This is a genomic window from Vibrio algicola (assembly GCF_009601765.2).
GTDB classification, from domain to species: Bacteria; Pseudomonadota; Gammaproteobacteria; order Enterobacterales; family Vibrionaceae; genus Vibrio; species Vibrio algicola.
Map to the genome: position 1 here is coordinate 592,425 of NZ_CP045699.1, position 20,627 is coordinate 613,051.

The 20,627-nt window shown below is 43.4% G+C and carries 16 protein-coding genes; 9 read left to right on the forward strand and 7 right to left on the reverse strand.

Annotated elements, in window-relative coordinates; genetic code table 11:
* Window positions 1-170: 170 nt before the first annotated feature.
* The gene (locus tag GFB47_RS02655; RefSeq protein WP_153446345.1) at window positions 171-1,886 is read right to left on the reverse strand and encodes a proline--tRNA ligase; all 1,716 of its coding nucleotides are present in this window, start codon (window positions 1,884-1,886) and stop codon (window positions 171-173) included.
* A gap of 97 nt (window positions 1,887-1,983) precedes the next feature.
* Entirely contained in the window at window positions 1,984-2,715 is a 732-nt protein-coding gene (gene tsaA, locus GFB47_RS02660) for a tRNA (N6-threonylcarbamoyladenosine(37)-N6)-methyltransferase TrmO (protein ID WP_153446347.1), read from the reverse strand.
* 398 nt (window positions 2,716-3,113) lie between these two features.
* On the opposite strand from tsaA, the gene GFB47_RS02665 reads away from it, so the two are divergent.
* Entirely contained in the window at window positions 3,114-4,703 is a 1,590-nt protein-coding gene (locus GFB47_RS02665) for an AbgT family transporter (RefSeq protein ID WP_153446348.1), read from the forward strand.
* Window positions 4,704-4,818: 115 nt separating this feature from the next.
* Here the strand turns inward: GFB47_RS02665 and GFB47_RS02670 are convergent, their stop codons facing one another.
* The 4 genes from GFB47_RS02670 to metN form a co-directional block, all read right to left on the reverse strand.
* Window positions 4,819-5,946 (reverse strand): acyl-CoA desaturase, encoded by a 1,128-nt coding sequence (locus tag GFB47_RS02670; RefSeq protein ID WP_153446350.1) that lies wholly within the window; start codon window positions 5,944-5,946, stop codon window positions 4,819-4,821.
* Between the two features lie 264 nt (window positions 5,947-6,210).
* Window positions 6,211-7,017: a methionine ABC transporter substrate-binding lipoprotein MetQ gene (gene metQ, locus GFB47_RS02675; RefSeq protein WP_178306436.1), complete on the reverse strand. Its 807-nt coding sequence runs from the start codon at window positions 7,015-7,017 to the stop codon at window positions 6,211-6,213.
* A gap of 88 nt (window positions 7,018-7,105) precedes the next feature.
* Window positions 7,106-7,789, reverse strand: a complete 684-nt coding sequence (locus tag GFB47_RS02680) for a methionine ABC transporter permease (RefSeq protein WP_153446353.1) — start codon at window positions 7,787-7,789, stop codon at window positions 7,106-7,108.
* Entirely contained in the window at window positions 7,779-8,813 is a 1,035-nt protein-coding gene (gene metN, locus GFB47_RS02685; protein WP_153446355.1) for a methionine ABC transporter ATP-binding protein MetN, read from the reverse strand. Before metN ends, GFB47_RS02680 begins: the two co-directional genes overlap by 11 nt.
* A gap of 373 nt (window positions 8,814-9,186) precedes the next feature.
* Here metN and gmhB point away from each other — a divergent pair, with 373 nt between their 5' ends.
* Window positions 9,187-9,744, forward strand: a complete 558-nt coding sequence (gene gmhB, locus GFB47_RS02690) for a D-glycero-beta-D-manno-heptose 1,7-bisphosphate 7-phosphatase (protein WP_153446357.1) — start codon at window positions 9,187-9,189, stop codon at window positions 9,742-9,744.
* Between the two features lie 861 nt (window positions 9,745-10,605).
* Here gmhB and GFB47_RS02695 read toward each other — a convergent pair.
* Window positions 10,606-11,820 (reverse strand): aromatic amino acid transporter, encoded by a 1,215-nt coding sequence (locus GFB47_RS02695; protein WP_153446359.1) that lies wholly within the window; start codon window positions 11,818-11,820, stop codon window positions 10,606-10,608.
* A 372-nt stretch (window positions 11,821-12,192) separates the two neighbouring features.
* Here GFB47_RS02695 and GFB47_RS02700 point away from each other — a divergent pair, with 372 nt between their 5' ends.
* The 7 genes from GFB47_RS02700 to glyA all read left to right on the forward strand — a co-directional run bounded on the left by GFB47_RS02700 (window position 12,193) and on the right by glyA (window position 20,616).
* The gene (locus GFB47_RS02700) at window positions 12,193-13,221 is read left to right on the forward strand and encodes an ABC transporter permease subunit (RefSeq protein ID WP_153446360.1); all 1,029 of its coding nucleotides are present in this window, start codon (window positions 12,193-12,195) and stop codon (window positions 13,219-13,221) included.
* Between the two features lie 2 nt (window positions 13,222-13,223).
* The gene (locus GFB47_RS02705; RefSeq protein WP_153446362.1) at window positions 13,224-14,318 is read left to right on the forward strand and encodes an ABC transporter permease; all 1,095 of its coding nucleotides are present in this window, start codon (window positions 13,224-13,226) and stop codon (window positions 14,316-14,318) included.
* A gap of 134 nt (window positions 14,319-14,452) precedes the next feature.
* Entirely contained in the window at window positions 14,453-16,297 is a 1,845-nt protein-coding gene (locus tag GFB47_RS02710; protein ID WP_153446364.1) for an extracellular solute-binding protein, read from the forward strand.
* 6 nt (window positions 16,298-16,303) lie between these two features.
* Entirely contained in the window at window positions 16,304-17,392 is a 1,089-nt protein-coding gene (locus tag GFB47_RS02715; RefSeq protein ID WP_153446365.1) for an ABC transporter ATP-binding protein, read from the forward strand.
* Complete coding sequence (locus GFB47_RS02720; protein WP_153446367.1) at window positions 17,385-18,434, forward strand: ABC transporter ATP-binding protein; 1,050 nt, start codon at window positions 17,385-17,387, stop codon at window positions 18,432-18,434. The genes GFB47_RS02715 and GFB47_RS02720 overlap by 8 nt, the downstream gene beginning before the upstream one ends.
* Before the next feature lie 25 nt (window positions 18,435-18,459).
* Window positions 18,460-18,846, forward strand: coding sequence for an MliC family protein (locus GFB47_RS02725; protein WP_153446368.1), 387 nt, complete (start codon window positions 18,460-18,462; stop codon window positions 18,844-18,846).
* Between the two features lie 519 nt (window positions 18,847-19,365).
* Complete coding sequence (gene glyA, locus GFB47_RS02730; protein WP_153446370.1) at window positions 19,366-20,616, forward strand: serine hydroxymethyltransferase; 1,251 nt, start codon at window positions 19,366-19,368, stop codon at window positions 20,614-20,616.
* Window positions 20,617-20,627 lie beyond the last annotated feature (11 nt).

The following is a 20,627-nucleotide window of genomic DNA, read 5'->3' on the forward strand; positions in this document are numbered from 1 at the left end:
GCTTTTTCTCAAGCGACCAAGGGCGGATCAGCGTCTTTTCGGCGTATTCAAATTGATCAAATATTAAATGGAATTGGTATAAGCAATACGTCAAAAATAAGCGAAATACAAAAAAGGCAGCGATTCTGCAATCACTGCCTCTTTTATTTCAGTTAATTAATCGCTTAACTTTAGCTAAATTGAGACTGGAGATGCTCAATAATACTGTCGATCGCGATGGCTTCTTTAACGCCTTCACGACGATTTTTATATTCAAAGTTGCCTTCATCCATACTGCGATCACCGATCACAACGGTGTGTGGAATGCCGATAAGTTCGATATCTTTAAACATCACACCTGGGCGCTCTTTACGGTCATCAAACAACACTTCAATTCCCATTGCGGTTAAGTCTGCGTACAGTTTTTCTGCTGCTTCTTTCACGCGTGGTGATTTTTGCATGTTCATTGGCACAATCGCCACTTTAAATGGTGCTAGTGCGTCTGGCCAAATAATGCCGGCATCATCGTGATTTTGTTCAATGGCAGAAGCCACAACACGAGAAACTCCGATACCGTAACAGCCCATTTCAAGAATGACATTTTTACCGTCAGGACCAAGCACGCCACAGTTCATTTTCTCAGAGTAGTTTTTACCCAACTGGAAAATATGACCGACTTCGATACCGCGTTTTAGCATTAAGGTGCCCTGGCCACATGGGCTTGGATCGCCTTCAACTACATTGCGTAAATCTTCTACTTGAGCCAGCTCTACATCACGACCCCAGTTAATGCCGAAGTAGTGTTTGCCGTCAACGTTAGCGCCTGCGCCAAAGTCACTCATTACTGCAACGGTACGGTCAACAATGAAAGGCACTTCAAGGCCGACAGGTCCAAGAGAACCTGCGCCTGCACCGACCAATTGTTGCATTTGCTCTTCGGTTGCCATTTCAAGAGGAGCGGCAACTTGTGGAAGGTTTTCGGCTTTGATTTCGTTGAGATCGTGATCACCACGAATGATCAAGGCTACGATTGGAGAATCGATTTCATCCGATGCTTGAACAAATAATGTTTTAACCGTTTTTTCGATTGGCAGACCGTGTTGCTCGACCAATTCTGCAATGGTTTTGGCATTTGGCGTGTCAACTAAGATCATTTCTTGGGTTGGCGCAGCGCGTTCTGCTGTTGGAGCTAAAGCTTCGGCTTTTTCGATGTTGGCAGCATAATCAGACTCGGTTGAGAATACGATCAAATCTTCGCCGCTTTCAGCTAATACGTGGAACTCTTGCGAGCCATTACCACCAATTGCGCCGCTATCGGCAAGCACTGGGCGGTAATCTAAGCCCATGCGATCAAATGCGCGGCAGTAAGCGTCATGCATATCGTCATAAGATTTTTGTAGACCGTCTTTATCGATGTCAAAGCTGTACGCATCCATCATGCAAAATTCGCGAGCACGCATAACGCCAAAGCGAGGACGGCGTTCGTCACGGAATTTAGTTTGAATTTGGTATAAGTTCAGCGGCAGTTGCTTGTAAGAATTAACTTCACCGCGCACTAGGCTGGTGATCACTTCTTCGGCGGTTGGGCTGAGTACAAATGGGCGAGAATGACGATCGGTAAAGCGAAGCAACTCAGGGCCCATTTTTTCAGAGCGACCGGTTTCTTCCCATAACTCAAACGGCTGAACAACGGGCATTAAAGTTTCTACTGCACCGGCATTGTCGATTTCTTGACGAACAATGTTTTCAACTTTACGCAAAACACGCAGACCTGTTGGAAGCCAAGTGTATAGACCTGAAGCCAGTTTACGGATCATACCTGCTCGTAGCATTAACTGATGGCTAATGACTTCGGCATCGTTTGGGGTTTCTTTTAAAGTTGAAACAAGGTATTTGCTGGTGCGCATTATGTTACCCGCTTAAGTTATTGAGTGATGTGCGTTGCTCACATGGAATGATCCAAGCGGCAAATTAGCCCCGTATAATATCAGCCCGAGCGCGTTCTCAAAAGGCTTGTATGCTGGTTACTCGAATGAAATTGCGATTTATTGCGTCAATTGGTGCTGATAAGTCGCTTTCAACTTGAAATTTGACGTTCCAATCGAACAGATGCACCGCGTATTCTTTATTATCGGGTTTATTTTTCTTATAGGCTGGACGAGGATCTTGCCCTAAGACTTGTTCTATCACCGCTTGAATATTTCGATAGTCAGGATGTCTTTGCAATGTCAGTTGAGCATTTTCGGAAAAAATCACCCTCAGTACCTCCGGCTCTTTTTCCGCAAAGCCGCCTTGAGCATTTGGCAAAGAATCGGAGTAGGGGATATAGGGTTTTATATCAATGATAGGGGTGTTATTGACTAAATCCACGCTCCCCAATTCTAGCCAAGTTTGATTGCCCTCTTGCGTCACGCCTTTTAATTCTACCGCCGACATACCAATACCATTAGGGCGAAAAGTGGCGCGTGAGGCAAATACTCCAATACGCTCATTGCCGCCTAAGCGAGGAGGGCGCACAGTCGGTTTCCATCCTGCGGCGAGATTTTGGTCAAATAAAAACAACAACCATACATGACTAAATTGCTCTATGCCGCGTACCGCTTCTGGGCTATTGGCCGCGCCGAGCAATTGAATTCTGGCGCGAGCGTTTGGGGCCAGTCTAGGTTGCCTTGGTACGGCGAATTTTTCTTTATAAGGGCTTTGAACAAGGCCAATAGGCTCGATGGTATAAGGCATAATAGTCGGTGTTTATGATGGAAAAGATAAGCATGAAAATAGCATAGCTCTCTATTTTACGCAGATTTTTATTTTAAAAATGGGTTTAGTTTGAATGAACAAATGTGCTTTTTTACCACTTTGGCTTGTGATTTAGATCGAAGTTATCAATTGTGCCATTTTTTAATGAAATAGCTTAATCATCATATTAGTTGCTGCTATCTATCTAATTACTAGTAATTTTATGTGGTTATTGTGGTGAAGTGATGGTTTATTGTGCTGACTTTGTAATATTAGTTAACATATTCACCTTTTGTATAGCTTTAATAGTCGAGTAATCTTCGGTCATCTGTTTTGCAGTGCGGTATTCCCTTGTCATAAGGGGGGGGCCAAATTGCGGTCATTGACTAGGAGGGCAAATGACTACATCCATTTCAAACAAACAACCCGAACAAAAAAGAAAGCTGTTTACTCGATTTTTAGATTCGGTTGAATACCTCGGAAATTTATTGCCACACCCAATCACTTTATTTGCAATTTTTTGTGTGGCAATTTTAGTCGCGTCTGGCATTGCCGGCTACTTTGGTGTTTCAGTTGTCGATCCTCGCCCAGAAGGCGCAGCGGGTCGTTCTGCTGACGGTATTATTCATGTAGTGAGCTTATTTAATGCCGAAGGCTTACAGCTGATCGTGACTAATTTAGTCAAAAATTTCACCGGATTTGCACCGCTTGGAACCGTATTGGTTGCGATGCTCGGGGTCTCGATTGCTGAGCATTCGGGTATGTTATCTGCGGCAATGCGCGGCATGGTGATGGGCGCGTCAAAACGCATGGTTACCTTTACCGTGATCTTCGCCGGTATTATTTCAAATACAGCCTCAGAGCTTGGTTATGTGGTGTTAATTCCATTGGCAGCGATGTTGTTCCACTCTTTAGGTCGCCATCCATTGGCCGGTCTTGCGGCTGCTTTTGCGGGTGTATCCGGCGGTTATTCTGCCAACCTATTGATTGGTACGGTTGATCCTTTGTTGTCGGGCATTACCGAAACCGCTGCGCAAATGATTGATCCAAATTATACCGTTGGCCCTGAAGTTAACTGGTATTTCATGTTTGTCTCGACTTTCTTCATTTCGATTGTTGGTGCATTTGTGACCGAGAAAATTGTTGAGCCGAAATTGGGGGTGTATAACCCAGAACAAGCTGCAGAAGATCTCTCGCAAGATAAAATGGGCGCATTAACCCCTGTTGAGAAAAAAGCTCTTAAGATGGCGGGTTTGGCAACATTAGTGGTGTGTGCAGTACTGGCATTAACGATAGTGCCTGAAAATGGCGTGTTACGAAATCCAGAAACGGGCACGGTTGCCGGCTCACCATTCTTAAAGAGTATTGTGGCCTTTATCTTTGTGTTCTTTGCTATTCCGGGCTTTGTGTACGGCAAGATAGTCGGCACCATGAAAAATGACCGTGATGTGATTAATGCGATGTCAAAATCGATGTCATCGATGGGTATGTACATTGTATTAGTTTTCTTTGCCGCGCAATTTGTGGCGTTCTTTAAATGGACTAACTTTGGCCAAGTCTTTGCTGTCGGCGGCGCGGACTTCCTACAAAACATCGGTTTAACCGGCCCAGCACTGTTCTTTGCTTTCATTTTTATGTGTGGCTTTATTAACTTGATGATTGGCTCAGCATCGGCGCAATGGGCGGTCACCGCACCTATCTTTATCCCAATGTTAATGCTAGTGGGTTATGCCCCTGAAACCATTCAAGCGGCTTACCGTATTGGTGATTCAGTGACTAACTTGATCACCCCAATGATGAGCTACTTTGGTTTGATTTTAGCGGTCGCCAGTCGATACGTTAAGAATCTAGGGATCGGTACCTTAATCGCCACCATGTTGCCATACACACTCTGCTTCTTGGTCGGTTGGAGTATCTTGTTCTACATCTGGGTATTCGTCCTCGGTTTCCCTGTAGGACCCGGCGCTGCAACCTATTACACTCCATAATTTGAGTTGGTAGAGTAAGAGAAAACAAAACGCCCAAGCAGTTGATGCTTGGGCGTTTTTGATAGTATCAGCTCTAAACAGATTAAAGCTTAAAACATATTACAGCTATTCTGGTTTAAGCATATTGCTTCATTAACAGTTGCCATTGCAGTTGTTGTTGTTTGAAGTGCTGTTGCATTTGTTCAAAGCGCACCTTTAAAACCGCGTGCTCATATTGCTCCATTAAGCGTTCTTTTCTATCCGTGATCAATTGCTTTTTGAGCCCATAATATTCCGACATTTGCAGGATCAACGCATCGTATTCAGTGTGCATGCGTTCCGCAATAAGGGTGTGATCGGGCAGGTGCAGGATCTTTTTCTTGGTGTCATTTAATAACTGTAATGCGCGAGATTTTTCGATTTTTTCTGCTGGAGTGACACGCAGTTTATCGGCCAGTTTCATCCAATGACAGGTTTTAATTAACCATTTAGTGGGATCGTATTGCCACCAGTAAATGCCATTGCGGTAATCATTTTCAAAAATATGATGGAAGTTATGATAACCCTCACCAAAAGTCAGCACCGCCAATATGCCGTTATCGCGGGCAGTATTCTTATTGGTATAAGGTTGGCTACCCCAAATATGCGCTAATGAATTAATAAAGAAGGTGGTGTGGTGATTGAGCACCAAACGAACAGCGCCAACCATTAACAGCATACCAATCACATCGTGATAAATAATACCAAGCAAAATTGGCACGCCTAAGTTCATCAGTAACGCTAACGGCACATAGTATTTATGCTGCCACATGACGATTTTCTCTTTTTGCAAATCACGGCAATTAGAATAGTCATGGTAGATTTCAGGCGTTTGATAGTGACGCAGCATCCAACCAATATGCGAGAACCAAAAGCCGCGCTTGGCAGAGTATGGATCTTTGTCATTATTATCAACATGGCGATGGTGAACTCGGTGATCAGAGGACCAATGCAGCGCACTGTTTTGTAGGGCAAAGGCACCGCCGAACGCGAAGATAAAGCGCAGTGACCAATGGGCTTGATAAGTTCGATGTGACCATAAGCGATGATAACCGGCTGTAATGCAAAGGTTGCAAAAACTAAAGGTGATAAGTAGCCAAACCCAATGGGCGGCTTGTAAATCATGATGCAAAAAATACAGTGGCGTGACCACTACGGCCAATAGAAAGCTGGTGGTAAATATGATCACATTTAGCCAGATCAGTGGGGGAGATTTTTGTTCCATTGTCATCACCATATTATTTCAGGGTACAGTTGTACGCCATAATATCAGCGTACAGGTGTAAGTCTAGATGCGATCATTAAAAACTCGATCTGTGCTGCAGCAAATTTTTGTTTCAAGCTACGAATACATGAAATGAGAGTTATGGAGGTAATAGCAACGGCAATAATTTTATGATTGAGCAAATCGAATTGGAATGAGTATAAGGCGATCAAAAAAGGGCAGCCGCAGCTACCCTTTGAATGTTTTAAAATGAAGTAAGCCGGATTACCAACCTTTTACAACGCCACCTTTAAACAGCTTTTTAGCCGCTTCATAAACTTCTTCTGTTTGATAGGCTTTGACAAAGTTCTTCACATTGTCGTTATCAGCATTATCTTCACGCGCAACAATTAAGTTGGTGTATGGAGATTCTTTGTCTTCAACAAAAATGCCGTCTTTTTCAGGCGACAAGTTAATGCTGCTAGCGTAAGTGGTGTTGATGATCGCAATCGCCACATCTTGTAATGCATTTGGCAGTTGTGGTGCTTCTAGCTCAACAAAGTCCAATTTCTTAGGGTTGTCGATGATATCAAGCGGTGTTGCTTGTAGACCTGATTCTTTACTTAGCTTGATCAAGCCTTGCTCTTGAAGCAGCAATAAGGCACGACCTTCGTTAGTTGGATCGTTTGGAATGGCAATGCTGTCGCCTTTTTTCAGCTCATCCAGTGATTTGATTTTTTTCGAGTAGCCCGCGATAGGGTAAACAAAAGTATTGCCGACCGCTTTGATTTTATAGCCGCGATCTTTGATTTGTTGATCAAGATATGGCGTATGTTGGAATGCATTGATGTCGATAGAACCATCATCTAACGCGGCGTTTGGGATCACATAATCCGAGAAAATGGTGAGCTTTACATCCAAACCGTATTTTTGTTTTGCCACTTGTGCGGCAACCTCTGCTACTTGCGCTTCTGCACCTGCGATAACCCCGACATTAATGCTGTCGGCTGCGGCTGCAGTATGAGCAAAAATTAGTGAAGAACTGATCACGGCTGCGCTAAAAAACTGTTTTAATTTCATACTTAACTCCATGTAATTTTAGTATTTATAGTTGTAACTATTTGGGTGTCAATTTTATGTTTTCTTTCCCACTTAAGATGACTTGTTAAGTGGAAGAGTATTACCTGTGATCGACGCGAGCGGCAACTCTATCGCCCACCATTTGAATAATTTGTACCACAATCACCAACAACACCACGGTAATAAACATAATATCGGGTTGGTAACGTTGGTAACCATAACGCATCGCGACATCGCCTAAGCCGCCGCCACCAACCGTCCCTGCCATAGCAGAATAGCTGACGAGCGTCACAAGAGTAATCGTGATGGTATTGACAATAGAAGGCAGCGCCTCGGGTAGCAATACTTTGGTGATAATTTGCATTGGGCGTGCGCCCATCGACTGCGCCGCTTCAATTAATCCGGTCGGCACTTCAACTAAAGCGCTTTCCACTAAGCGAGCAATAAACGGGATCGCGCCAACGGTTAACGGCACAATCGCCGCCGTGGTACCAATAAATTTACCAATCAATAGTGTGGTAAAGGGAATAATAGCCACCATCAACACTAAGAAGGGTACAGAGCGACCAATATTGACGATTGCGCCAAGTACTAAGTTAACCAGTCTATTTTCGGTTAAGCCGCCTTTCTTGGTGATATGTAGAATGACGCCCATAGGAATGCCAATCATAAAGCCAATCAAGCCAGCCACGCCGACCATGTAAAGGGTTTCCCAAGTGGCTGCCCAAATCAGACGAAAAGTGCGATGATCGTAATACCAATCCATGATGTGATCATAAAACATAGCCAAGTACCTCGACTTTAATATTGTGTTCTTTTAAGAAAATTAATGCTTGTTCAGCTTGCTCTTTTTCGCCAAAGAATTCTGCCACCATCAAGCCAAAACGAACGCCGCCAGCGTAATCAATATCTGAATTTAAAATACTGACATCGATATCAAACTTACGGGAAATTTGGCTTATCACCGGAGCATCAATTGACGCGCCCGTAAACTCTAATCGCACCAAAGGAATCGACCCTTCTACCCGCGTTTTTTGTAAGCGCGCTTGGTAATCATCAGGGATTGATAAGTCGAGAGTAGAGCGGATAAATTGTTGTGCCAATTCGGTTTTAGGGTGGGCAAAAATATCACTCACTAAACCTTGTTCAACCAATAAACCGCCCCCAATGATCGCCACTTTGTCACAGATATTTTTTACCACATCCATTTCGTGAGTAATGATCAATATGGTTAAGTTTAATGTTTGATTGATGGTTTTAAGCAGTTCTAAAATTGATTTTGTGGTCGCAGGATCAAGCGCGCTGGTGGCTTCATCACACAATAATACTTTAGGGTCGGAGGCTAACGCACGAGCAATCGCCACACGTTGTTTTTGTCCGCCACTTAAATTAGCAGGGTAAGTATCTCGTTTATCGGCCAGACCAACCAGTTGCAGTAGCTCTGATACTTTGGTTTCAATTTGCGCGCTTGGCACTTTTGCGAGCTCAAGCGGCAGCGCAATATTATTAAACACGGTGCGAGATGACAACAAATTGAAGTGTTGGAAAATCATGCCAATATTACGACGAGCATGGCTTAATTGAGTATTGGAAAGCTGAGTAAGATCAACACCATCGACAATTACATTGCCTGAGGTAGGAGCTTCTAGCATGTTGACACAACGGATAAGCGTGCTTTTTCCGGCACCCGATGAGCCGATCACACCGCAAATCTCACCTTGGGGAACGGTAAGGTCGATGTCTTTCAGGGCGATGATTTGTTTACTTCCCTGATAAAAGATTTTGTTAACTTTTTTTATTTCAATCATTTAACAACCTAAATTGTATCCATACAATATATTTTTTTTGCATAATGCACGAAATACAGTGGAAAAGTACAGCGTGTTTGCAATCTATAGTCGATGCTATTGTTTTGTGTGCTACAAGTCAATGGCTATTTATACATCTAGACGGCTAAAAGTTAAGGGTTGAACGGTTTGATGGATAAATGCACAGAACTATTTTCTAAATCATTGATTATATACAGTGATCTAATAACAATATGATGCTAATGGGCTTATGTCAGTATAAAAAAGAATAAGCAGATGAAGTCATAAATAAAGCGTGCGATAATTAGCGGCAATAACACACGTCATTTTGTCGATGAAGTGCCAGTAATGAACTCACAGAGAGAGTGCTATTTTGTCTAAACCAGCCGTTTTTATCGATCGTGATGGCGTAATCAACGTTGATCATGGTTATGTTAGTAAAGTTGATGATTTTGAGTATATCGATGGTGTTTTTGACGCAACGAAAGCGATCAAAGATCTAGGTTATCAATTAGTACTGGTGACCAATCAATCGGGCATTGCTCGTGGTTACTACACCGAAAAACAATTCCTCACGTTAACCGAGTGGATGGACTGGAACTTTGTTGATCAAGGTGTTGAGTTTGATGGTTTCTATTACTGCCCACATCATATTGAAGGCAGTGAAGAGAAATACGTACAAGAATGTGATTGCCGTAAACCGCAGCCGGGCATGTTCTTATCCGCTCAAGATGAACTCGATATCGATATGCCAAATTCAATCATGGTGGGTGATAAAGAAGCCGATATGCAAGCGGCGATCAGTGCCGGTGTCGGTACGCGTATTTTAGTTCGTAGTGGTAAAGCGGTTACCGATGCAGCCGAAGCCTTAGCGACAGTGGTTCTCGATAGCATTAAAGATGTGCCGAAGTATTTGGCTGAGAATAACTAGCTAAACGCTGCCTGAGTCTTGTGACTAAATATTGCGTGGCTAAAAGTAAAACTTGCTCGGGCACTTGGAAGTATTCGTTTGAAAAAATCCGCTTGGAAATATCTGTATAGAAGTATCCACTTGGAAGAATGAAAGCCAGATCACGGATAGCTCCTTCGTCGCTTCCGAGATGACAAGCTTGATGTTGATTGTAATCAAAGGGCTACTTAGGTAGCCCTTTGTTATACCCGATGTAGTTTGAAGTAATACTAAGCTTGTGACGTAATGAAAATTGGCGTCATCCCATACATGAGCCGAGGCGAATAGATAGGGACTCTCCTACAAAGTGTTGAGACTTAACTGGTTGTAGGCTTTGATTTATCAGTAGCTTATTTGAATCTTGATTTTGTGGTGAGTTCATCGCACAGCCTTCGGCGACCAACCTTTTTTCAACAGCCAAAAAAGGTGGCAAAAAGGCCACGGCTAGAAATTTTGTTCACCTTGGTTACAACTCACAATTTTATCCCCAAAGTAATTGAAGTTACAGTGAGGCGGCAAGTAAGCGAAGCCCCATGAGCTTAGTTCACTAAGTGATTTGGTGTGAGTGAACGCAGCCAACAAAGCTGTAGCTTCAAGTAAGAAGGGGATAGATATCGACTTCAACCGCACATCCATGTGCGCAAGAAACCTCACCAATCATCCATGATTGGCGTATCAAATCGAGCATTTCCACCAAGCAAAATTTAGGCAGAGCTGGCGCGTTTCTGCCCAAAAATGAGTTTCAATCTTTGTTACCCACCGACACTAACCTGAAACTGCAACTTTGCTTTTATTGGCTACGCTAGCGCGACGCAATCCCAATGAGTTTGGACATACACGACACTAGCCCTTAAATACCGGCAACATATCTAACATAGTTAAAATATGAAACACCGCTGTTGCCAAGCCAAATAATAAAATAAAATAAGGTACGATGTTGCCGCCACCCACCACAAAACCTTGTGCGCTATCTTTACGTTTACGCGCTTTCAAAACTAATAACGCTGGAATAATACAGGTCCAAACTGTTGCCGCTGCGCCAGCGTAGCCAATCGCCAAAATAAAGCCGAATGGGAATAATAACGACAAAACAAGAGGCGGCATAAAAGTGACGGCCCATGTTTTAGTACGACCTGTTTTGCTTTGATCAAAATGGAATAAATCCGCTAAGTAATCAAACACCCCTAAACCAACGCCAATAAAAGAAGAGATGATAGCCGCCATTGAAAAGGCATTAATAGCTTGAGCGACATTTTTGGACTCCACCACGCCACCTAAGGTTTTAAGTAACACATCGACATTACCATCTTGCGCAATGATAGGACCAAAAGAGCTGCGCGGTAGGTTGCCAAAAATACTGAGCACCCAAATTACATATAAAGTCAGCGCGATCAAAGTGCCACCTAAAATGGCGTATTTGGCGCTGCGTTCTTCTTTATAGTAAGCGCGCATTGAAGCAACTGAGTGATGATAACCAAAAGAAGTCAGCGCAATTGGTAATAACGCCATCGAATATTTTGCATATTGCCCTTGCTGATTAATGGCATCAAATAAATGAGAAGCATCTATTTTGGCTGTAAGACCAAACACACCGAAAACAAAGGTTAAGATCATGGTCGCGATCAACACAATCGAGATACGATCGACTGCTCGAGTGGAGTGCCACACCACACTAGACGCGACAAACACAAACAACACCGAGGCAATATTGCTGTCGAGTCCCAATGACCCTTGCAGGATCAAGCCGAAAGAGGTGGTGTATGCGTAAAGTAAAATCCCACCGACAAAATACACGGTCAGGTTATTAAACAGGTTAACCTTGCTGCCAAGCATATCGAGAGTGACGGTATTAAAAGACACCGATAAATCATAATGTTTGAAGGCTTCAAGTAGCAACCAGCCCGAAACGGTCATCACTGCCATGGTTAAGGTGATGGCAAGAATAGACCAAACCGTCCAACTGCCTGCGCCTGCACTTGGTAGCCCAAGCATTCCTGCACCGACACACACACTGGCAATAATACAAGCGCCGCCTAATAATGATGGTTTCTTTTCCATAGTGATTCTCTTTAAGCACAATATAAAACAGTGTAACCCACTGCCCAACAACATCTAGCTTAGAAGGACGCTTGCCGTAAAACTGAATTCAAGGAGAAAACAACCGGCTTCAATGCTAATGAAGGAACATCATAGCGGTAAAAGTAAGACTAGTAAACTAGTTAGGTAGTACAAAATAAAAAGTGCGATGAATATCAGACATATTATGCTTTTGCTGTACTACGGTTGATATATTCTATGCTTACTCACACCCTCTTCATCACACCTAGCGCAAATTCCTCTTCCCCGTTACAATCAATAACTATAATCTAAACAGCAAGATATGATTTTGATGCATAGGGAGTGTTGGGTAATGGTGACAGGCTGGATGGGATGCTAGCGTATATTTTAAGACGACTGCTATTGGTGGTTCCAACTTTTATTGGCATTACCCTGCTGATCTTTACCTTAACGCGCTTTGTGCCAGGTGGGCCGGTTGAGCGTATGTTGCTGAGTTTACAGATGCAACAAGGCGATAAAGCGGTGTCAGCCCAGGTCACTAATGGTTCAAGCAATGCCTTGTCTGACGATCAAATCGCAGAATTAAATGAATTTTATGGCCTAGATAAACCAATCCCGCAAGCTTATTGGGCGTGGCTTACTAAGTTGGTAAAGCTCGATTTGGGCGAATCAACCCGCTATTACGAACCGGTGACCGATATGATCGCCGAGCGTCTACCCGTGTCGCTATTTTATGGTGGCATGACTTTTTTGATCACTTATCTTATCTCCATTCCACTTGGATACATTAAAGCCATGCGTCATGGCAGCGTGTTGGATGCCTCCAGTTCGATCTTCATTTTTATTGGTTTTGCTCTGCCCGGTTATGTGATTGGGGTATTGCTAATTAGTTTGTTTGGTTTCCATTTAGAATGGTTTCCTATGGGCGGTTTTGTCAGTGACGACTTTGATGATTTTACCCGTTTTGAACAAATTAAAGATGTTTTGTGGCATGCGGTATTGCCGTTATTTTGTTACTTGATTGGCGATTTTGCGCTGCTTACCATGACCATGAAAAACAACTTAATGGAAAACTTGGCCGCCGATTATGTACGCACCGCTATTGCCAAAGGTTTGCCCTTTAAATTAGCGGTGCGTCGTCATGCACTGCGCAATAGCCTTATTCCTGTCGCCAGTTCATTTGGTAACTCCTTGATGTTCTTTATGACCGGCTCATTCTTAATTGAAGTGATTTTTAATATTAATGGCATTGGTTTATTGGGGTATGAATCGATCATGGAGCGAGATTATCCGGTGGTGATGGGGCTATTTGCGATTAATGCCTTAATGCTTTTGATTGGTAATATTTTGTCGGATATCTGTGTTGCGCTGGTGGATCCGCGCATTCGGTTTGGAGCATAAAGATGATGACATTTGATCCCATGACGCATAAAAAAATCCAACGTTTTAAAGCGATCAAACGTGGTTACTGGTCGCTGATCATTTTAACCTTGTTGGTTGTAGTGGCGATTGGCGCTGAATTATTGGTGAATAGCCGCGCGTTGGCGGTTAAATACGATAATCGATGGTATTTCCCTACCTATGGTGATGTATTGCCCGGCACCACCTTTGGACAAGATTACCAATCAGAAACCAACTATCGCCAATTACAGCTTTTGTTTGAACAACAAGATAAGCAAAGTGTGAGTGATGATAATGGCACTCATGCGGCAAATAAAAAGAGCATCGATAATAAAGTGATCATGCCACTTGTGCCTTGGAATCCGTATGAGCAAGATTTTGACGGCGACTTCCCTCCGGCTGCGCCCAACGCTGAGGCGAAACATTACTTAGGCACCGACACCATAGGACGCGATATTCTCGCACGCTTATTGTATGGTTTTAGGATAGCGATGGGCTTTGCGTTTCTAACCATGATGGTGTCTTATGCGATTGGGGTCACCGTGGGTTGTGCGATGGGATTTTGGGGAGGTAAGTTTGATTTATTCTTTCAACGCTTTATTGAAATTTGGTCGATGGTGCCATTTTTGTATGTGATCATGATTTTAGTCTCGATCATGCAACCCAGTTTTATGTTGTTTAGCTTTATCAATGTCCTGTTTGGTTGGATGGGCATGACTTGGTACATGCGCACCATGACCTACAAAGAAAAAGCGCGTGAATATGTGATGGCCGCGCAAGCCTTAGGAGCCTCAAATTGGCGAATTTTGTACCATCATATTTTGCCTAATACTATGGTGATGATCGTCACCTTAGCGCCATTTACCATTGTTGGTAATATTACCGCATTAACCGCGCTTGATTATTTAGGGCTAGGATTAATGCCGCCGACACCAAGTTGGGGCGAGTTATTGCAGCAAGGTAAATCAAATTTAGATTCACCATGGATTGTGTTGTCGGTGGTGTGTTCCATTGTTTCAGTATTGGTGATGGTGACCTTTATCGGCGAAGCGATTCGCGAGGCTTTCGATCCCAAACGCTATACCCTTTATACTTGACGTTGCCGCTCTGGGGTTAAGTTTCTTCACCTCGATCCGTTAGGCGAGTTAAGCTCATGAGTATCATAAGCTTACCGCTTCGCTGAAATGGCAATCAGTTTGGGTGAGCACCAAATAGAGATAAGGATTTTATAATGAAAAAAAGGTTATGGACGCCACTGGTTACGCTGGGCTTATGCTTCGGTGCGCTACCACTGTCGATGTCGTTACAAGCGGCGAATCTACCGACTAATTTAACATGGCAAACCAATGCTAATGAGCCCATTTTTGCCTCTCCAGACGCGAAATTTGGCGGGACTTACCACACTTTTATTACCAGTTTTCCGCAAACTTTTCGTACCGTTGGGCCAGATGCTAATGGCGGCTTTGCCTCATGGACTCGCTCTTCACTTGGCCTGTTAGATAGACATCCTAATACCGACAAATGGCTGCCTTCAATCGCTTCTTCTTGGGCCTTGGGGGATGATCATAAAACCGTTTATTTTAAAATTAATCCTAAAGCGAAATGGAGTGATGGAGAGCCGATCACCGCGCAAGATTTTACTTTTATGATGAAAATGATGCGCTCTAAAGACATTGTCGATCCTTGGAGTAATGATTTTTACACCAAAGAGGTAAGCGACATTATCGTCTACGATCCACTGACGATAGCCGTGGTATCGGGTAAGCAAAGAAATCCTGATGAGTTAATGGATTACGTTAACCTTCAACCTCGCCCCGCGCATTTTTATGCCAAGCCAAGTAAAGATAAAAATGGCGATGGTATTGCCGATGATTTTGTTCGCCGCTTTAACTTTAAATCAGAGCCGACAGCGGGTCCTTACGCGATTGATAAAATTAATAAAGGCAAGGGGGTCACCTATAAGCATGTAAAAGATTGGTGGGGTTACGATATTAAGTATTACCAACACCGATTTAATGTTGAGAAAATTCAAATCAAAGTGATCCGCGATCAAGATATTGCGTTTAAATACTTTGAAAAAGGCCAATTGGATTCATTTGCTTTAGTGCGCCCGACGCTGTGGCATGACAAAGCCAAAGGTGAGTTGTTCGATAAAGGTTATATCCATAAAGCATGGGCGTATAATCAAGCGCCCACCGGAGCCGGTGGAATTTGGATCAATACTGCTATGCCGCTTTTGGATAATCTTGAGGTGCGTAAGGGCTTAATGTACGCCGTCGATTATGATGGCATGATCAACAAAATTTTGCGTAATGACTATGTGCGTAAGCCAAATCCTATGGGATCTGGGCATGGGGAGTATGACAACCAAGATATAAAAGCGCCGAACTTTGACCCTCAACTGGCCGCCACCTATTTTAAAAATGCGGGTTTTAATAAGATCGGCCCTGATGGTATTCGAGTCAATGATAAAGGCCAGCGCTTAAGCTTTGCAGTCACCTATTCGACTCCCGCCCATACGCCTCGGGTAGCTTATTTACGCGAACAAGCCAAGCTGGCAGGGTTGGATTTAACCCTTAATCTGATTGATGGTTCGAGCATGTTTAAATATGTGTTAGAGAAAAAACATCAGCTGTCTTTCCATGATATGAGTAATTCTAAAATCCCAGTTTACTGGCAGTATTTTGCCTCAGAAAACGCCAATAAACCGCAAACCAATAACTTCACAAATTTCTCATCACCAGAGCTTGATAAGCTAATTAATGCCTATCGAGAAGAGTTTGATTTAACTAAAAAACACGATTTATCTCGTCAAATTCAAGCCAGAATCAATGACTCGAATAGCATCATACCTGGCTACATTGTGCCGTATGCAAGAGAAGGGTATTGGCGTTGGTTGAAATTGCCAGCCGAAATGGCGACTAAACAAACCGAGTCGTTATTTTTCGCCAATGGATTTATGGGCACCATGAGTACTTTTTGGATTGATGAGCAAGTTAAAAAAGAAACCAAAGCGGCGATGAAAGCAGATAAAGCCTTTAAGCCGGTCACGATAATTGATGATAAGTATAAGTAGTTCAACATGACCAACCAAAGCGTTCTGACCATTAACGATCTTTGTACCGAGTTCACGACCGATGATGGGGTAGTGCGAGTGCTCGACGGGGTGAGTTTTGATGTACCGAAAGGCAAAACTTTAGGCATTGTTGGTGAATCAGGCTGCGGTAAAAGTGTGACGGCGATGTCGATCATGGGTTTATTACCTAAGCCTTTTGGTCAAGTGGTGGCCGGCTGTATCGTGTATTCTAACCATGATGCCGGTGCGCCAAGCGATGTGGATTTATTGCAATTACCAGTCGAGCAAATGTATCGCATGCGTGGCAATCGGATCTCGATGATATTCCAAGATCCGATGACCGCATTAAACCCTGTACACACCATTGGCAAGCAATTAATCGAAGTTTTGCAATTACATCGCTCAGAACTCAATAAGAAACAGCGCTATCTGGCGGCATTAGAGATGTTAGAAAAAGTCGGCATTCCTTCGGCGAAACAACGAATGTTGGAATTTCCGCATTTGCTCTCTGGTGGTATGCGTCAGCGAGTGATGATTGCCATGGCTTTGGCGTGTCGGCCGGATGTACTGATTTGCGATGAACCGACTACCGCACTCGATGTGACGGTACAAGCGCAGATCTTAGATTTGATGCAGGAATTGCAAGCCGAAACGGGCATGTCGATTATTTTTATTACCCACGATTTGGGCGTCGTAGCGGAAATTTGCGATCAAGTGGTGGTGATGTACGCAGGAAAAGTGGTGGAGCAAGCCGATATTTTTGAGCTGTTTGATCATCCAAGTCATCCTTATACTCAAGGTTTATTGACGTCTATGCCCAGTATTAACGGTGTGCCAAAATCGTTATTGCCGACCATTGAAGGCTCGGTGCCAGCGTTAAGTAATATGCCAACGGGTTGCCGTTTTGCGAGTCGTTGTCAATATGCACAAGCCTTGTGTCACCAAAGTGAGCCAGAGTTATCATCCGTTTCCGAGCCGAAAGTCTCTGAGTTACACCTAGTCAGTTGCCATTTTTGGTCGCAGCTAGATTCATTGAGTCAGTCAGGAACCGTGACATCGGCCAACCCCTCTCTCACTGGAGAAAAACATGTCTGAGTTAATGAAGGTTGAAAATTTAACCCAGCATTTTGTTTCCGGTAAATGCTTGTTTAAAAAAAGCTATACCGTGCATGCGGTTGATGGCGTCAGTTTTAGGGTTAACAAAGGTGAAACTCTCGGTATTGTAGGCGAATCTGGGTGCGGAAAAACCACGTTAGGACGCAGTTTGTTGCGTTTATACCAACCCACCTCAGGGCAGGTTTTTTTTGAAGGGCAAGATATTTGTCAGTTGGATAATAAAGCGATGCGCAGTTTGCGACAACAAGTGCAGATGGTGTTTCAAGATCCCAGTGAATCCCTTAATGCGCGCCATACGGTTGGTAAGATCCTACAAGAACCGTTTGTTATTCATAATATTGGTTGCGCGAAACAGCGACAACAATGGGTGGCAGAGTTACTCAATAAAGTGGGGTTGCCTGAAAGTGCGGCGCTGCGATACCCACATGAATTTTCAGGCGGCCAGAAACAGCGTATTGGCATTGCGCGCGCTATTGCTTTAAAACCCAAATTAGTGGTGTGCGATGAATCGGTATCGGCATTGGATGTGTCCGTGCAAGCGCAGATCTTAAACCTGTTACTTGAGTTGCAAAAAGAGATGCAACTGACCCTAATTTTTATCGCCCACGATTTATCGGTAGTGCGGCATATCTCAGATAATATTGCGGTGATGTATCTTGGCAAAATCGTTGAATATGGTGCTGCCGACGCTCTCTATCGCGATCCACAACACCCTTATACCCAATCACTGTTATCTGCGATCCCTATTACCCACCCAAAGTATCGTGATGCCGCATTGCGCCAACAAGAGTTAGGTATTGGAGAGCGAATATTACTCAAGGGCGATATTCCATCGCCGATCAATATTCCGCAAGGCTGCCGCTTTGCTTCACGCTGCCCACAAGTCATGCCACAATGTCAGCAAAGCGAACCTGAGTTGATTGATTTGATGAAAGAGGCAAACCATCAACCTAGCTCACAACAATCGATTGAAAAAGAGCGTAAAAATAACCGTCAAGTGGCGTGTTTTTTATATCAATAACATTAAATGCAAAAAGGATTGATTCATGAAGGGCGTATTACTCGTTAGCTTACCTTTGGTTTTACTGGCAGGCTGCACCACTGTGATTGAACCAACGGTTAAGCCGACCACTTCGACTTCAGTTAATGGCGTGGATGTGACCAGCGTGGTGTATCAATGCAGCAGTGAACCCAACAGTGAAACCGCCAGCAGCAAGCTTAAAAGCCATTTCTTAGTTGAGCATTTTAGCAAAGATAAAGTGATGTTAGTGACGCGTGAAGCTTCTTATCCATTAATTCGTATTCAAGCCGCTTCTGGTGAAAAATATGCCTCGACCGATGGCGCAGAAGAATTTTGGAGTAAAGGTGACAGCGCGATGATCAAAATTAACGATCAAGATTATAAACAATGCATAGCAAAGCCAAATAACTGAGCACAGTCGTGACCGCTGATGTAAATCATGGTTATGGATATAGTTAGGTTATGGATATAGTTATGTGCGTTTTTTCAACACATTAAAAATTATATCCAAGGTATGAGCCAATAATGGCAGAGTTAACTTGTGTTTTTATAAGTCCTGACCATATTTTGGTGTTAATGCATGGTTAACCTATGTTTGCAAAGTGTTGCTGGTTTGATTTTTTGCGCAATGATGTAAAACCTGAGTTTTGAGGCAATTTAAGCTCAAGATGAATATTTCTTATGTGATGTATTAAATTTTCGCGTGAAGAAATTAACTATTGCTACTTTCTGATTTTGAACAAATTAGGTAGAATAGCCAGCATATTAGCACTACGACGAAAACGTTTGCGTAAGTGCTTGATATTTTCATGCCTACAGCTAAGTGAGTATGATTATTGACCATTTTTATTAGCATGAGTTTGTTAACATTTAATGTCAACAGACTGGTGTTTTTTGGGAACTTTCAGATTATCTGAGTTAGGAGAGACAAATGCTTAAGCGTGACATGAATATTGCGGATTATGATGCCGATTTATTTACTGCGATTCAGGAAGAAACCCTTCGTCAAGAAGAGCATATTGAACTTATCGCTTCAGAAAACTACACCAGCCCGCGTGTAATGGAAGCTCAAGGCTCTCAGTTAACCAATAAATACGCCGAAGGCTACCCTGGTAAGCGTTACTACGGCGGTTGTGAGTTTGTTGATAAAGTCGAAACATTGGCGATTGAGCGTGCGTGTGAATTATTTGGCGCAGAATACGCAAACGTACAACCACACTCTGGCTCTCAAGCCAATAACGCGGTTTACATGGCGCTATTAAATGCAGGCGATACTGTTCTTGGTATGAGCTTAGCGCACGGTGGTCACTTAACTCATGGTTCTCCAGTGAATTTCTCTGGCAAACTTTATAACATCATTCCATACGGTATCGATGAAGCCGGTCAAATTAACTACGAGGAAATGGAAGCGCTGGCGATTGAACATAAACCAAAAATGATCATCGGTGGTTTCTCAGCGTATTCTCAAGTTTGTGATTGGGCGCGTATGCGTGAAATCGCCGACAAAGTGGGTGCTTACTTCTTTGTTGATATGGCGCACGTTGCCGGTCTTATTGCGGCAGGTGAATATCCAAACCCAGTACCACATGCACACGTTGTGACCACAACAACGCATAAAACATTAGCCGGCCCTCGCGGTGGTTTAATTCTTTCTAATGCCGGTGAAGACCTGTACAAGAAATTAAACTCGGCGGTTTTCCCAGGTGGTCAAGGTGGCCCTCTAATGCATGTTATCGCAGCTAAAGCGGTGGCGTTTAAAGAAGCACTAGAGCCAGAGTTTAAAGAGTACCAAGCACGCGTGGTACTGAACGCTAAAGCGATGGTGGCAGAATTTTTAGCGCGCGGTTACAACATCGTGTCAGGTTCAACTGAAAACCATTTGTTCTTGGTGGATTTAATCGACAAAGACATCACAGGTAAAGAAGCCGATGCCGCATTAGGTTCAGCTAACATTACGGTTAACAAGAACTCAGTGCCAAACGATCCTCGTAGCCCGTTTGTTACTTCTGGTATCCGCGTTGGTTCGCCGTCTATTACTCGTCGCGGCTTCACTGAAGAAGACGCCAAAAACCTTGCTGGTTGGATGTGTGACATTCTAGACAACCTAGGTGATGAGTCTGTGATTGCCGCAACCAAAGCAAAAGTATTAGAAATTTGTAAGCGCAAGCCAGTTTACGCTTAATTTCTTCGCGT

Excerpts from the sequence above, each read along its gene's own strand:
- GFB47_RS02655 (WP_153446345.1), bottom strand. The coding sequence starts at position 1,886 with ATGCGCACCAGCAAATACCTTGTTTCAACTTTAAAAGAAACCCCAAAC.
- tsaA (WP_153446347.1), bottom strand. The coding sequence starts at position 2,715 with ATGCCTTATACCATCGAGCCTATTGGCCTTGTTCAAAGCCCTTATAAA.
- GFB47_RS02665 (WP_153446348.1), top strand. The coding sequence starts at position 3,114 with ATGACTACATCCATTTCAAACAAACAACCCGAACAAAAAAGAAAGCTG.
- GFB47_RS02670 (WP_153446350.1), bottom strand. The coding sequence starts at position 5,946 with ATGGAACAAAAATCTCCCCCACTGATCTGGCTAAATGTGATCATATTT.
- metQ (WP_178306436.1), bottom strand. The coding sequence starts at position 7,017 with ATGGAGTTAAGTATGAAATTAAAACAGTTTTTTAGCGCAGCCGTGATC.
- GFB47_RS02680 (WP_153446353.1), bottom strand. The coding sequence starts at position 7,789 with ATGTTTTATGATCACATCATGGATTGGTATTACGATCATCGCACTTTT.
- metN (WP_153446355.1), bottom strand. The coding sequence starts at position 8,813 with ATGATTGAAATAAAAAAAGTTAACAAAATCTTTTATCAGGGAAGTAAA.
- GFB47_RS02695 (WP_153446359.1), bottom strand. The coding sequence starts at position 11,820 with ATGGAAAAGAAACCATCATTATTAGGCGGCGCTTGTATTATTGCCAGT.
- GFB47_RS02700 (WP_153446360.1), top strand. The coding sequence starts at position 12,193 with ATGCTAGCGTATATTTTAAGACGACTGCTATTGGTGGTTCCAACTTTT.
- GFB47_RS02705 (WP_153446362.1), top strand. The coding sequence starts at position 13,224 with ATGATGACATTTGATCCCATGACGCATAAAAAAATCCAACGTTTTAAA.
- GFB47_RS02710 (WP_153446364.1), top strand. The coding sequence starts at position 14,453 with ATGAAAAAAAGGTTATGGACGCCACTGGTTACGCTGGGCTTATGCTTC.
- GFB47_RS02715 (WP_153446365.1), top strand. The coding sequence starts at position 16,304 with ATGACCAACCAAAGCGTTCTGACCATTAACGATCTTTGTACCGAGTTC.
- GFB47_RS02720 (WP_153446367.1), top strand. The coding sequence starts at position 17,385 with ATGTCTGAGTTAATGAAGGTTGAAAATTTAACCCAGCATTTTGTTTCC.
- GFB47_RS02725 (WP_153446368.1), top strand. The coding sequence starts at position 18,460 with ATGAAGGGCGTATTACTCGTTAGCTTACCTTTGGTTTTACTGGCAGGC.
- glyA (WP_153446370.1), top strand. The coding sequence starts at position 19,366 with ATGCTTAAGCGTGACATGAATATTGCGGATTATGATGCCGATTTATTT.